The organism is Microcystis sp. LE18-22.4A (genome assembly GCF_027531105.1).
GTDB classification, from domain to species: domain Bacteria; phylum Cyanobacteriota; class Cyanobacteriia; order Cyanobacteriales; family Microcystaceae; genus Microcystis; species Microcystis aeruginosa.
The window spans coordinates 1-13911 of sequence record NZ_JAPZRB010000350.1; the positions used below are offsets into that span (position 1 = coordinate 1).

The 13911-nt window shown below is 43.1% G+C and carries 10 protein-coding genes, 1 tRNA gene and 2 pseudogenes; 3 read left to right on the forward strand and 10 right to left on the reverse strand.

The genetic code is table 11. The features are described from left to right. Nucleotides 1-2060: pseudogene (locus O9295_RS15855) on the reverse strand (hypothetical protein); the annotation flags it as partial. A gap of 457 nt (nt 2061-2517) precedes the next feature. Here O9295_RS15855 and O9295_RS15860 point away from each other — a divergent pair. Beyond that, a complete protein-coding gene (locus O9295_RS15860) occupies nt 2518-2778 on the forward strand; it encodes a hypothetical protein (protein ID WP_288033759.1) in 261 nt (86 codons plus the stop codon). Between the two features lie 133 nt (nt 2779-2911). On the opposite strand, the gene O9295_RS15865 is transcribed toward O9295_RS15860, so the two are convergent. After that, nucleotides 2912-3397, reverse strand: a complete 486-nt coding sequence (locus O9295_RS15865; protein WP_288033760.1) for a DUF29 domain-containing protein — start codon at nt 3395-3397, stop codon at nt 2912-2914. An 88-nt stretch (nt 3398-3485) separates the two neighbouring features. Beyond that, nucleotides 3486-4016 carry a hypothetical protein gene (locus O9295_RS15870; RefSeq protein ID WP_288033762.1) on the reverse strand — a complete coding sequence of 177 codons (531 nt, stop codon included), beginning with the start codon at nt 4014-4016 and terminating at the stop codon, nt 3486-3488. Nucleotides 4017-4337: 321 nt separating this feature from the next. Here O9295_RS15870 and O9295_RS15875 point away from each other — a divergent pair, with 321 nt between their 5' ends. Beyond that, nucleotides 4338-5114, forward strand: a complete 777-nt coding sequence (locus tag O9295_RS15875; protein ID WP_288033765.1) for a class I SAM-dependent methyltransferase — start codon at nt 4338-4340, stop codon at nt 5112-5114. Here O9295_RS15875 and uvrA read toward each other — a convergent pair. Both uvrA and cysE read right to left on the reverse strand, forming a co-directional pair. Continuing rightward, nucleotides 5071-7983, reverse strand: coding sequence for an excinuclease ABC subunit UvrA (gene uvrA / locus O9295_RS15880; protein WP_288033768.1), 2913 nt, complete (start codon nt 7981-7983; stop codon nt 5071-5073). The genes O9295_RS15875 and uvrA overlap by 44 nt on opposite strands. A 190-nt stretch (nt 7984-8173) precedes the next feature. After that, nucleotides 8174-8947, reverse strand: a complete 774-nt coding sequence (cysE, locus tag O9295_RS15885) for a serine O-acetyltransferase (RefSeq protein WP_288033771.1) — start codon at nt 8945-8947, stop codon at nt 8174-8176. A gap of 214 nt (nt 8948-9161) precedes the next feature. On the opposite strand from cysE, the gene O9295_RS15890 reads away from it, so the two are divergent. After that, the gene (locus O9295_RS15890; protein ID WP_288033773.1) at nt 9162-10793 is read left to right on the forward strand and encodes a choice-of-anchor I family protein; all 1632 of its coding nucleotides are present in this window, start codon (nt 9162-9164) and stop codon (nt 10791-10793) included. A 331-nt stretch (nt 10794-11124) separates the two neighbouring features. Here the strand turns inward: O9295_RS15890 and tsaB are convergent, their stop codons facing one another. The 5 genes and pseudogenes from tsaB to O9295_RS15915 all read right to left on the reverse strand — a co-directional run. Further along, the gene (gene tsaB / locus O9295_RS15895) at nt 11125-11727 is read right to left on the reverse strand and encodes a tRNA (adenosine(37)-N6)-threonylcarbamoyltransferase complex dimerization subunit type 1 TsaB (protein ID WP_288033776.1); all 603 of its coding nucleotides are present in this window, start codon (nt 11725-11727) and stop codon (nt 11125-11127) included. A gap of 29 nt (nt 11728-11756) precedes the next feature. Continuing rightward, nucleotides 11757-11828, reverse strand: a tRNA-Lys gene (locus O9295_RS15900). A gap of 63 nt (nt 11829-11891) precedes the next feature. Continuing rightward, the gene (locus O9295_RS15905; protein WP_288033779.1) at nt 11892-12764 is read right to left on the reverse strand and encodes an aldose epimerase family protein; all 873 of its coding nucleotides are present in this window, start codon (nt 12762-12764) and stop codon (nt 11892-11894) included. A gap of 216 nt (nt 12765-12980) precedes the next feature. Then, nucleotides 12981-13667: a diacylglycerol/polyprenol kinase family protein gene (locus O9295_RS15910; RefSeq protein WP_287693136.1), complete on the reverse strand. Its 687-nt coding sequence runs from the start codon at nt 13665-13667 to the stop codon at nt 12981-12983. A gap of 98 nt (nt 13668-13765) precedes the next feature. Next, nucleotides 13766-13911: pseudogene (locus O9295_RS15915) on the reverse strand (RNA-guided endonuclease TnpB family protein); the annotation flags it as partial.

Here is a 13911-nt window from a genome sequence, read left to right on the forward strand (position 1 = left end):
CTTTGATAGCCGGTATAAACGTATTGGTCGGAACCGTTACCACCGTTAAGTTTGTCCTCACTACCGCCACCAATAATGACATCATTACCATTGCTACCGGTGATAGTATCATTCCCCCAATAGCCATGGATTTGGATATTGCCACCGACAAAAGCCGTATTAGAAAAGTCGAGGGTATTGTCACTCCAATCACCGACGATGGTGACTTTTCCTGCTACTCCTGTACCGTCGATGGTTTCAATGCCACTATTGGCGGTAAAGGAAAGAATCCCCAGGTCCACGTCTCCTGTACCCAAAGCCACAATTTTATCCACCCCGGAGGTGCCGGTATCGGTGTAGATGTCGTAGCCTTGGAAACTTGACCAGCCTCCGGCTAGATTACCGGAGACATAATAAGTGTCTGACCCTTCGCCTCCATCCAATTGGTCATTGTCTGCGCCGCCATAGAGGAAGTCATTACCAACCCCACCCGATAAAGTGTCAGACCCCCAATCTCCATCGATTAGGTCATCGCCGCCGCCACCATTGAGAATATCGTTTCCCCCGTAACCCATCAGGTGTTCGGCAAGATTCGTACCTGTAATCGTGTCGCTAGAGTTATCACCGTAAATAATGGTTTTCTGAAGATAGAAATAGTTGAGCCAACTGGCAACATCGTTAAGGCGAGCATTTGCATCACCATCTTCGTTGACGAGACGATTGTCTTCGATGTTAAAGCCAATATGATAGAGTCCATCGGCTACGGTATTGACTAAATTTTTACCGAAGTATTGGGTTGTCGCTCCGTCATTTTGTACCAGGTGGTAGCCTGTTTCCTCATTTCCCTCATCATCACCGTGGAGGAGGATAAATTCGTCATAGTGATTAGTGCGAACCCACTGATTGAGGGTGCGAATATCATCGCTGGTAATCCAGCCATCAGCAGCGACACCTGTAGCGGTAATGCCATCGACTAATAGATGGTTAAGTCCGTCGGCGGCGGCAGCTCCGGCGTTAATATCCCCCGCATTTGTCCACTTGGCTAAGCCGGTATCGATTTTGATGGTATCGACAATTTTGTCTAATCCTGTGCCAGTGGTGGACTGATCAACGTAAAAATATGTTACCCAATCTGCTACGTCTTTGACTGTGGCATTAGCTGCACCATCTTCGTTGAGAAACCGCCCATTTTGGATCTCAAAACCAATATGATAGATTCCGTCGGCAACGGTATTAACTAGGTTTTTCGCAAAATATGTAGTCTGAGCGCCGTCATTTTGAACTAAATGGAAGCCAGTTTCTGTTGTGCCGTCATCATCCCCATGCAGAACAATAAAAGTATTATAACGGGTGGCATCAGAGCGAATCCAATTGTTAATTTGTGCAATATCGCTTTCGGAAATTGAACCATCGGCGGCGAGATTGTAGGTGGTAATCGCTGTTTTTAATAAATCATTCAGTCCATTGGCCGCATCAGCACCGCCAGCAATTTCTTGCCAAGGTATATTTTGCGCTAAACCCTGATCGGCAATAATTAATTCTGTAATCTGATCAAGTCCGGTATTAGTTGTGGCCCGATCTGTATAAAATTGGGTTAGCCAATCCGCTACTTGGGTGACAGTGGCATTGGCGTTACCATCTTCATTGAGAAAAGTGCCATTTTCAATTGGGAAACCAATGTGATAAATGCCATCAAAAACCGTATCAACTAAATTCTGATTGCGATACTGTTGAGTCGCTCCGTCATTTTGGACTAAATGAAACCCTGTTTCTGTTGTGCCGTCATCATCGCCGTGGAGAGCAGTAAATTCTGCTAAACGGTTGGCACGAATCCAGGCATTAATCGCGGTTACGTCACTGACAGTAAAAATGCCGTTACTAGCAACTCCAGTGGCTTGTTTGGCTTCTAAGATTAACTGATTTAATCCGTTAGCCGCCGTCATTCCACCCGTAATATTTGTGCCGAGATTAGCACCAGCAAGTCCCGGATCTCTGCCAATTCTTTCAACCGTTTGATCTAGTCCCGTTCCGGTTGTTCCGCTTGGGGAATTTTGCACCATCGAATAAGATTTGCTTGCCATAATTTTTAACCATAAAAAATAAGGTAGTTAGTGAAATAGCAACAATTGTTAGACAAGTAACGACAAAACCCCACTAAGGCAGGTTTATCCTAAATCCAGTTAGCAAAACCCAGTTATCATCAGGGACCACTGAAGTGGTCACTACGAACCAGAAGGCTTGTCAACTGCACTGGATCGGGGGGATTTGGTGTTACCCTGACAATTGCGGATCGATATCCTCACTCATACCCGAAGTTGAGCCCAACGATTGGACAGTCTCAGATAGTCGATAAGTTCTAACCGATTGTCTTACCTCTGCTCAGACTATCGAACGAGGTTTTCCGACCTTGATAGTCCTGAGTCGGCGTTTGATAATCTAACTTTTGATAGAATCTTAGATTATTGTAGCACTTGATACAGATATGTGATCCCCGCTGCTTTTTCTCTCTTAGCGTTGCTCAAATAAAAATACCTGATCTTGCGCGTAACTCAATTTAAAACTAGGCGATCGCTGCAAGCGTCCGATCAGATGGCTGACAAGCGACGGCGAACTCGCTCAACCGGGATGGCGCTGGTTGAGCAGGATATAATCAAATTTCGCCAACTGGAGGTTGGGACAGTGGGTCAGGTGAGGAGCAATTTGGGAAGTCGTCAGGACAATTTCCAGGCTATCAAAGACAACTACTATAAAATAACTTTACACCTCTTTTATCACTTTTGGAAAATGCTATCCTTGTAGATGGGACAAAAGAACTAAAAATCTGCATTGATGCCCAGTGGATAATTTAATCGCATCTTATTATCGCAAATTTGGGTTAAAAACCCCGTGGTTTTAGAACGGTTTTCTTTGATTATTTTATCATGTTTAATGTCTAATCTTCACAGTGAAACCAATTTTTATCTAATAATTGCTCTAAACTGTAAGGACATTCTGAGGGAAAATCGCCAGAAAAACCAGTTTTTTGTTGAACATAATCGAAAGCATCCTGATAGATTATCGGTAATTCCTCAGCCAAATAATTCTGTAAATTCGTCGTTAAACATTTTCTTAATTGCGTGCGAAAACTGATAATTTCCGCTCGCCAATGATTCCGATTTATTTCTGCTTCTGTTGTCCAATATTGTAAAAGTAATAAATGCCTGATCACTTGTTCAAGTAAGCTACTGACTCGGTTTTTATCTCTTTTACTCAAGCTTTCTAATTCCTCAATTAAATGGATTGCATCTAATTCATCTAAGCGATTTTCCTTGAGGAGTTTTATTGTTTCCTCTAACCAAAGATGTTGATCAATTTCGTAAAGTAGGGGCAGGGTTTCTCCTCCCTCTACTTGCCAGGGATTCTGATTTAAAGTTTTCATTGGGTTGTTGGCGGTTTTTAATAGGAAATAAGCTCCCTAATATATATTAAGCCACTTTCTCCTAATTTTGATAGTGACACGGGAAAAATCACCGCGCAGGCGCCCCACGGAAATTATCCAATGCAGGATCATTGCTGCATAGAAAGGGATGAAGACGACAAAGGTTGACACAGTCAGGCAAGTTCAGATATCGTTGCAGGGATGAGATGGTATTTTGTAGTTTCGATATTTTTGCACTTATTTCGTCCATCTTTTTATTGATTGAAATCAGCTGTTGTCCAGCATAGTCATATTCACGTTTTATTTCCTGGTCTTTAGGATGTCGTCTTCCCCCGTTTTCGCGAGGATATACAACTGTATAACGCACAAACAATGGATATAATCTCCTCCTCTCCTCCTGCCATTCCGAGAATTTCTTCTCCAGTTCTTTTATTCTATATTCTAGCTGTTTTATTTCCCGTTCGATCCCCTCAATTTGATAAGTAATTTGTTTTCTTTCTCCCGGCTCCAAGCACCGTTTTGATTGAGCCAAAATAATCTCGTTAATTGGTTCAGCTTTAGCATTGTTACCGAACAAGAGCAGAGGAGTCGTTGCTAAAGGGATTTCTAAAAGGATCAATGTCTACGACATTGATCCTTTTAAAATTTTTTGAATTTTCATTAGTTTCATGGTTAGTCCGTTATTTCAATTCAAAAAAGATGATTTATCTACAGCTAAGTGTTAATAATGACTGGTTGTGGTAATTGTAACACAGACAGACACCAAAGACAACTACTATAAAATAACTTTACATTTCTTTTATCACTTTTGGAAAATGCTATGCTTGTAGATAAGACAAAAGAACTAAAAATCTCCATTGATGCCAATTGGATAATTTAAGCGCATCTTATGATAGTCTAAATATTTCTTAAAGATGGTAGTAGGAAAGAGCGATCAAGAATGATTAAGGACAAAAATCAGCAAACCTATAGAGACCCTACTATTGTCGGTTATTATGCCCAATTAACCGCGCTACAGCCGGCAGAAAGTACAATTTTAACTCTGCTGCAAGAGCGTTTATCGACGATGAAAATGCTTGATTTAGGGGTAGGTGCGGGACGGACTACGAAGTATTTTGCCCCTCTCGTGGGAGAATATATCGGTGTTGATTATTCTGCGGAAATGATCGCCGCTTGTCGTCAAAAATTCCCCCATTTAGTCTGGCAAGTGGCCGATGCTAGAAATCTAGAACAATTTGCCGATAATTATTTTGATTTTATTCTCTTTAGTTTTAATGGCATTGATTATATTTCCCCTGCTGACCGTTTTCTAGTTTTAGAGGAAATTAGCCGCATCGGTAAAACTGGCGGTTATTTTTGCTTTTCTAGTCATAATCTTCAGGGAATTATCCCAGAATTCGATTGGAAAAAAAAGATTAGTTTGAATCCTTTTAGTAGCTATGTCAATTTAGTCATCTGGGCGATTTTGCGGGTCTGTAATCCCTCTCTTAGCTACGAACAGTTATTGACTGCTGACTATGCAATTATTCGGGATGAACCCCATAATTTTCGTCTGCGAAATTATTACGCCACCCCCAAAGAACAATTAAGACAGTTAAGGTCTTACTTTCAAGATATTAAAATTTATTCTTGGAAAACCGGTCAGGAAATTAAAAGCGAACAAGAGTTAAATACTAATCTTGATCATTGGCTTTATTATCTCTGTGTTCTTCCCTAACATTATCCCGCTTTTTTGGCGGATATTGAAGTAATGCTTGGGCAAGATAATGACCAGTGTAGGATTGTTCACATTTGGCCACGGTTTCCGGTGTTCCCACCGCGATTAATTCTCCTCCCTTGTCCCCTCCTTCCGGTCCCAAATCAATAATCCAATCGCTACAGCGAATCACGTCGAGATTATGTTCGATGACGATAATCGAATTACCTTTATCGACCAATCTTTGTAACACATCTAAGAGATGATGCACATCATAAAAAGATAACCCCGTAGTCGGTTCATCGATCAAATATAGGGTTTTTCCCGTGGCCCGTCGGGATAATTCGGCCGCTAATTTCACCCTTTGCGCTTCCCCACCGGATAAAGTGGGGGCGCTTTGACCGAGTTTACAGTATCCTAAACCCACATCCACGAGAGTTTGTAATCTGGTGGTGGCCCGGGGGACATTTTCAAAGACCTTTAATGCTTCCTCGATCGTCATATCTAAGACATCGGCGATCGAATAACCTTTATACTTAACCTGTAGGGTTTCCCGATTATAACGCGCCCCTTTACACACATCACACTGCACATAGACATCGGGGAGAAAATTCATCTCGATGACGTTTACTCCTTGGCCTAGGCAAGCTTCACAGCGTCCTCCCTTAACATTAAAAGAAAACTGCCCCGCTTTGTAACCTCTAGCTTTTGCTTCGATGGTTTCGGTGAAAATCTCGCGAATAATGTCAAAAACCCCCGTATAGGTGGCAGGATTTGACCGAGGAGTGCGTCCTATCGGTGATTGGTCGATGACAATTACTTTATCAACCGCGTCCAATCCTTCCACTTTCTCTAACTCTTTGGGGAAGGGAGTTAAACGGGTTAAATGATGTTGTAAAGCTGGATATAATAACTCATTAATTAGGGTAGATTTGCCCGAACCAGATACCCCCGTAATCGAGACTAATTTTCCTAAAGGAATCGTTACATCGATATTTCTTAGGTTATTTTGATGGCAATTTTTTAAGACTAAAGCATTACCATTCCCTTCCCTTCTTTGGGGAGGAGTTTCAATAACTTTGCGGCCCGATAAGTAGGCCCCTGTTATCGATTTTTTGGACTTTAAAAGGGTTTTAAAACTGCCTTGACAGATGATTTCTCCGCCATGAATCCCCGCTTTCGGACCGATATCGACCACATAATCGGCTGCCCGAATCGTTTCTTCATCGTGTTCGACGACAATTAAAGTATTACCTAAATCTCGCAATCTTTGCAGGGTTTCTAACAGTTTACTATTATCTCTTTGGTGTAATCCGATGCTAGGTTCATCGAGAACGTATAATACTCCTGTTAATCCCGAACCGATTTGAGTGGCTAATCGAATTCGTTGGGATTCTCCCCCGGATAAAGTCATCGCCGGTCGATCGAGGGTAAGATAATCTAATCCCACATCGATTAAAAATTGTAGTCTCGCTTTGATTTCTTTGAGGGCTAATTCCCCAATTAATGCTTGTCTTGGGGTTAAATGACAATCATTAATTCTCTGCAAACAATCCCGAATCGGAACTCCGGTAAAATCCGTGATCGTATATTGTCCTAAACGTACCGATAAAGCTTCCGGTTTTAATCTTTTTCCGTGACAAACTTCGCAGGTTTGGTTAACAATATATTTCTCTAGTCTTTGTTTAATAACTTCCGAGGTGGTTTCTTGATAATTTCTATCTAAGATATTGATAACTCCCGCAAATTCTCGATAGTAACCGCGACCAGTATCATAACGGTAATCATCTTCAAAATAGATCGGTTCTTTACTCCCATAGAGAATGATATCTTGCTGGGTTTTTGTTAGTTTCTGCCAAGGGGTTTGAATTTCAAAACCTAAAGCTTGCCCTAAACCGTAGAGGAGAGAAAGATAGTAGGAGTTATCCTTATCTGACCAGGGGGCAATAGCAGAATATACCGGTTGTTTTGGGTCTGGAATGACTAAATCTGCCGAAAATTTCCGTAAACTGCCCAATCCGTGACAGTTGGGACAAGCACCATAGGGAGAATTAAAAGAGAATAAACGGGGGGATAATTCCTCCATAACTGCCCCGTGTTCGGGACAGGCAAATTTCTCGGAAAAGACAATTTCTTTGGTAACTTCGGGATTATCTTCGTTATTCTCATCGAGAATTTCCACAATCGCTACACCATCGGAATGCTTTAAACAAGTGGTTAAAGAATCTACTAATCTTTCCTGTAAACCCTCTTTTTTGATCAGGCGATCAATAACAATTTCAAGATCATGAAGATGTTTTTTATCTAACTCGATGCCCTCGGATAATTCTACTACCTTGCCGTCAATCCGCACCCGGGCAAAGCCTTGGGAGGCCAAACTAGAGATTAATTGCTTATGAGTGCCTTTTTTGCCGCGAATTACCGGGGCTAAGATTTGAAAACGGGTTTTCTCGGCTAATTCCATCACTCGATCGCACATTTGATCGATGGTTTGGGGGGCAATATTGCGATCGCAATGGGGACAATGGGGTTCACCGGCACGACCGAACAATAAACGCAAGTAATCGTAAATTTCCGTTACAGTTCCCACACTAGAACGGGGATTGTGGGAAGTGGATTTTTGGTCAATGGAAATAGCCGGACTTAAACCCTCGATCGCATCCACATCGGGTTTATCTAATTGTCCCAAAAATTGGCGTGCGTAGGCGCTGAGGGACTCCACATAGCGGCGCTGTCCCTCGGCAAAAATGGTGTCGAAAGCGAGGGAAGATTTGCCCGATCCCGAAACTCCCGTAAAAACAATCAACTGATTGCGGGGTAATTCGAGATCAACATTTTTGAGATTGTGTTGTCGGGCGCCACGGATACGGATCGAGTCAGTTTGAGCCATCGGACGGTGCCAAGTAGTCCTTAACAATCATAGCTTTGACAAATGGGTTTTAGCTACTAAGTAGGTAGGTGTTAAAAATTGTCAGATACCCCCTTATTAAGGGGGGATCGCAGGCAAAATCTATCTTCTATTTAATTAAAACCACTTACTTAGAAAACCAGTCTTCTATCATATCAGAAGATTATCGGAGTTAAACCGCCCGTTCGAGAAACTCGCGCATATCTCGATCGGCCGCAGGGCAACAGCCATGACTCGCTTCTTCTTCTAAATGGGCTAAAACTGGGCAATTAATCCGATAATCTGGTTCTTTTGACCGTTCTAGCCGCAATTCGTACACTTGTTTTTCCAGTTGTTCAATGCGGTCCACCAAAGCGCGAATAGCCACCGCTTCCGAGTCGGGTAAATCACCGTGTTCGAGGGGTTCCACCCGCGTCCCAGCGCGATAGATTAAACGACCGGGTACACCAACAACGGTACAATCGGCGGGAATATCGCGCAGGACCACAGAACCAGCACCGACGCGAACGTTATTACCCAGATAAATATTACCTAAAACCTTGGCCCCAGCGCCGACGACCACATTTTCCCCTAGAGTCGGGTGACGTTTACCGCTTTCTTTCCCCGTCCCTCCTAAAGTAACTCCCTGATAGATGAGGGCATAATCACCGATAATGGCCGTTTCTCCGATGACAACTCCCATGCCATGGTCGATAAAAACACCCTGACCTATTTGGGCGCCGGGGTGAATTTCGATACCAGTCAGAAAACGGGCAAGATGGGAAATTAAACGGGGAATAAAGGGAATCCCGATCTGATATAGCCAATGGGCGAAGCGATGGCACAGTAAAGCCTGTAATCCGGGATAACAAAACAGTACCTCTAACCAGTTGCGGGCAGCGGGGTCACGTTCAAAAATGATCTTGAAATCGGCTAGGAAAGTAGATAACACGAGTCTTGATTCCATATTGATCGAGCTTATACTAAACCATGTTATCACTCCGGTAAATGAGCCGTTCAACTAAAAATCGATCGAGGAACCTCTTTTCCTAGATCGCTTTTACTGTCCTTGGCCAAATTTTGAAGATATCCTTAATTTCCCTCTTGTTTAATCTTCCTTTAACTTGGGTCTGAAAAAATGCGATTGTTTAGCCTTTTTTTGCAGTTTTTCAGCTAAAAATATGATTCATGCTATCTATCGTCACCATGGCAAATTTTTATTAACCTTGCTGTCAATTGCTGGCAGTATCAACATTGTTACCGAATCGGCCTCAGCTTTAAATATCACCCGATTGAGCAGTCTTGGCAATAGTACAATTGCTGCTAATAACTTCGGGTCAGAAATTCCCGCTTATGACCCCGCTAGTCGAAAATTATTCCTGACCGGTCCCAATAATCGTCTAGATATTGCCGATATCAGTAATCCCGCTAGTCCAATTCCCTTACCCTCGATCGATCTTAGCTCCTACGGTGCAGGGGTTAACAGCGTTGCCATCAAAAATGGTATCGTGGCCCTGGCCATGGAAGCTAATCCCATTACCAATAACGGCAGTGTAGTATTTTTCAATACCAATGGTGTCTTTCAGAGTCAGGTGACTGTGGGCGCTTTACCAGATATGTTAACCTTTGCTCCTGACGGTAATCGGGTTTTGGTCGCTAACGAAGGGGAAGCAAGAGGGGCGATCGATCCCGATGGTTCCGTTAGTATCATTAACCTTAACCTTAGCTCTGGTATTCTCAATCCCACCGTCAACACCGCTACTTTTGATAGTTTTAATGGTCAAGAGAATACTTTAAGAAGTCAGGGAGTCCGTATTTTTCCCGGTCAAACGGTTTCCCAAGATGTGGAACCAGAATACATCACCGTTTCCGACGATGGAACCTCTGCATGGGTGTCTCTACAGGAAAATAATGCTATTGCCGTAGTCGATGTTGCTAACGCTCAAGTCACCAGTATTGTACCCCTAGGAGCCAAAAATTTTAACGCACCGGGTAATGGTTTGGATCCTAGCGATCAAGATGGAGGGGTAAATATTAATAATTGGCCGGTTTTTGGCTTATATCAACCGGATACGATTGCCACCGTTACCATCGCCGGACAAACCTATTTAATTACTGCCAATGAAGGGGATACTAGAAATGAGGCCCGACGAGTTTCTACTCTAACTTTAGACCCCAATGCTTTCCCTAATGCGGCCAACTTGAAATTAACCCAAAATCTCGGCCGTTTGGATGTTTCTAGCATTGACGGGCTTAACGCCCAAGGTCAATATAGCCAACTTTTTGCCTATGGTGGTCGTTCTTTTTCGATTTGGAATGTCACTAATGGACTGTCCCAAGTCTTCGATAGTGGCGATGATTTTGAACAAATTTTGGCGGGTTTTTCGGCAACTCCCCTAACTGCTAGTATTTTTAATTCCGATGGTACTCCTAGCAGCTTCGATAGTCGTAGCGATAACCGCGGGCCGGAACCGGAAGGTTTAGCAGTAGGAACTGTGGGTAATCGTCTCTATAGTTTTGTGGGAATAGAAAGGGCTGGCGGTTTCATGGTTTATGATATCACCAACCCTAGTAATCCTTTGTTCACTAATTATATCAACGATTGGCAATTAGGGGATATCTCTCCCGAAGGATTATTGTTTATTCCCGCTGCCGATAGTCCTAATGGTACTCCCCTGTTAATTGTTGCCAATGAAGTGAGTCGTAATGTGGCGATTTATTCCGTGAAACCTGTCCCAGAACCTAGCGCAGTTTTAGGATTAGTAACCCTCGGACTAGCTGGCTATAGTTTGAAAAAAAGAGGGAATTCCTAATTAGGGTCTGCTGAAAAAGTTTTTCGGTGGTGGCAGGGTGTAGGGTGTAGGGTGTGGGGTGTAGGGTTTTACCGATTTTGAGGGGGTCAATTACCTAATTTTCAGGGAAAAAGTCCAGGGATTTTTCCCCCGATCACTCCCATATCTGGTACTTTTTGATTGCCAAAAAGTCTAAAAGTTTTACCCAACAAGGTTTTTAGATTTATTCAGCAAACCCTAATTAGAGCATTTAATTGATTAATGCTCATTCTTAATTCTCCTGAATCCTGACTACTGGCTCCTTACTCCTCACCTAAGGTCAGATTTTTGATTTTTGCAAGAAATCCATTAATCACATCCCGTAAAATGGTAGCGCCTCCGACCAATGGGGGCGTTTTCCCATTTGCCAATCCAAATAGGCTAAATCGAGGATATCGGGGGCATTTATGCCTAAACAACTGGGTGTGGCTAATCTTTGATAGGAAATAGTTAAGTTTTCTAAAGTCCGCTGCCATTGTTCCGGAGTCATCAGGCTATCAGCTAAATAAACCCGATTACCCCGATAGATGCCCACATACAATTGTCCCCTAGTTGCGGGCATTTCTAGGGCTAGATAGGTATCGAGGGGGTAAAAATCCCGTTGTAACCAAGCAAAGGCCGCTAAACTGGAGACGGTAAAAATCGGTAGCTGTAATTGTTGTGCTAGGGTTCTACCGGTGACTATACCGATGCGGGTACTGGTAAAGCTACCCGGCCCCTTAGCGGTGGCTAGAAAGGCTAAATCTGCCCATTTTTGCGGGGCTAGGAACTGTTTTAGATAGGGGTGGAATAGGTTCGATAAATCCCTGTCTAAGTCCCAAGTTTGTTGACGACTATCATCCCTGAAATTAGAGAGGGCCAGTCCTAGTTGGGGACTGCTGGTATGCAAGGCTAATCCATAGACGGGGGAAGACAAGTCAATCTTTGTGTATCAGTAAGTTTTTATGGGTCGCCTGGGATTCGAACCCAAGACCAATCGGTTAAAAGCCGAGTGCTCTACCGCTGAGCTAGCGACCCGTTTCGTGTTCTGCACACGATTCATCAATATAACATCTTATCGGGGCTAAGTCAAGGGGAAATTTAAATTTGATTGACTCGCATTTCCACGATCGCCTCGCGGCTACTCTGGGGTTCTAAGTAGGTCAAATGTTCGCCTGTGTTGAGGGCGTTGCGGGGGGCGCTCCAGGGTTCGAGACAGATATAATTTTTATCTTTCAGAGTCCAAAAAACTAGAGTTGTATAGAGATCGTCGTAACCGAGGACAATTTGACGTTGATGATAGGAATCACTAAAACTACTTTGATGGCGAGTAATTTGCGGAAAAGCGGCATCAATTTCTTCGAGATTAAAGTCAAAGTTGCCGGAGTAGGAATGGAAGGTTTTCGTGCGTTGGTCGAGGTATTGGGAGGAGGGAATATCAAAGGATAATCGGGTTTTATCGGTGACTTGAAAATAGGGATGGAAGCCGATGGAAAAGGGCATTTTTTCGGGGGAAAGATTAATAACTTTTTGGTGAATTTTGAGGCTGTTTCCTTGCAGTTGATAGGTAAAGATTAATTGAAAATCAAAGGGATAGACTTGACGAGTGACCGGATTACTGTTTAATTCTAGGGTTAAACTAGCGGCGGTTTCGGTGCTTTGTTTGCTCACTTGCCAGGGTAAATCACGAGCAAATCCGTGTTGTTTCAGGGTATAGTTTCGTCCTTGGTGTTGATAGGTATTATCGGGTAAGTTGCCGCAGATAGGGAATAAAATCGGGACTCCTCCCCGGACGCTGAGGTTAGGATCTTTAAATCTTTCTCTGTCCAGATATAAAATATCTTCTCCGCAAATTTGCCAACGGGTGATGATTCCTCCTCTAGCGGGAACCACTTCCAGATAAGCGTCAGCTTCTTCATCCTTGAGACAATAGGTAAGATATTGATTTTGGTTTTGAGTGATAGTAAAGGTCATATCAGTTATCAGTTATCAGTTATCAGTTATCAGTTATCGGTACAGCTGACTAAAAAGCTGATTGCTAACATAGAACGTAGGTTGGGTTGAAGCATGAAACCCAACACCCGCTCATGTTACGCTACCACTAACCCATCCTAACAAATAATTGTGCCTCCCTACTTAGCTTAACCAATGAGGTTTTAGATTCGGCCCTTGTGAATAAGCTGGGATAGCCTAGCTTGAGATGAAAATTTGAGTAAGAAAATAGGCAATGGCGGCGCTACCAACGGGTACAGTGAGATTATCTATACCCAGTTTCGAGAAAGTTTCTAGAATAGTAGCTCCGATCGCTGTCAATAAAGATACTAAAATAATTGGCGGATTAATGCCATTAACAAAAGATAAAATAATCAAGCTGACTAGAAAACTGATTACTAACATAGTCAGGGAACCTTCCAGACTTTTGCCACTGCCGAAAATTTTGTAGGGATGTTGACCGAAATTTTGTCCGACTAGGGCCGCTAATCCGTCTCCCAAAGCCATAATTAAAATACCCATTGCCGCATATTCGGGGTGAGAAATTGGCCAAAAATAAGCCACGAGAACACCGATACTAACAGCATAAAAAAAAGTTCCCCAACTGCGGCGACCGACACTATTAAGACTGGGTAAAATGGGGAAAAAATAGGATAGGATAGCAATAATTGCCGCTAGGATGGCCGCACTTATTCCCACCCAAGCGGGGATATTTAACCACCAGGCAAAAAGGATGACGTTTCCCGTGCCAATGTGGACAACTTTGCGGGTAATTTCGCCATCGGTACTGAAAAGACTTTTTAATTTTTCAGCGATCAGAATCAGAACAGCTAGGTAACAGGCGACTAAACCGATCGAAAATAGGAGAGAGTGGGATAGTTCCACGTGGCAAAAGCGAAAATTGACTATCTATTTAGTTTAGGCGATCGAGGTGACATTGTTGACATCCTCGCCGCCGTAAAACGGACGGCGATTCCCAAACCTCACGATTTGGGTTTCTGCTTCTTTCCCGAAGGATTTTTCGCACCTGCCTTAACAGATTTACTCTGTTCTGGTCTTATGGTCGCTCTACAGACTGACACCGCAAGCCCTGCGGCCAAAATATTTTTACTGGCGTTAATATCTCGGT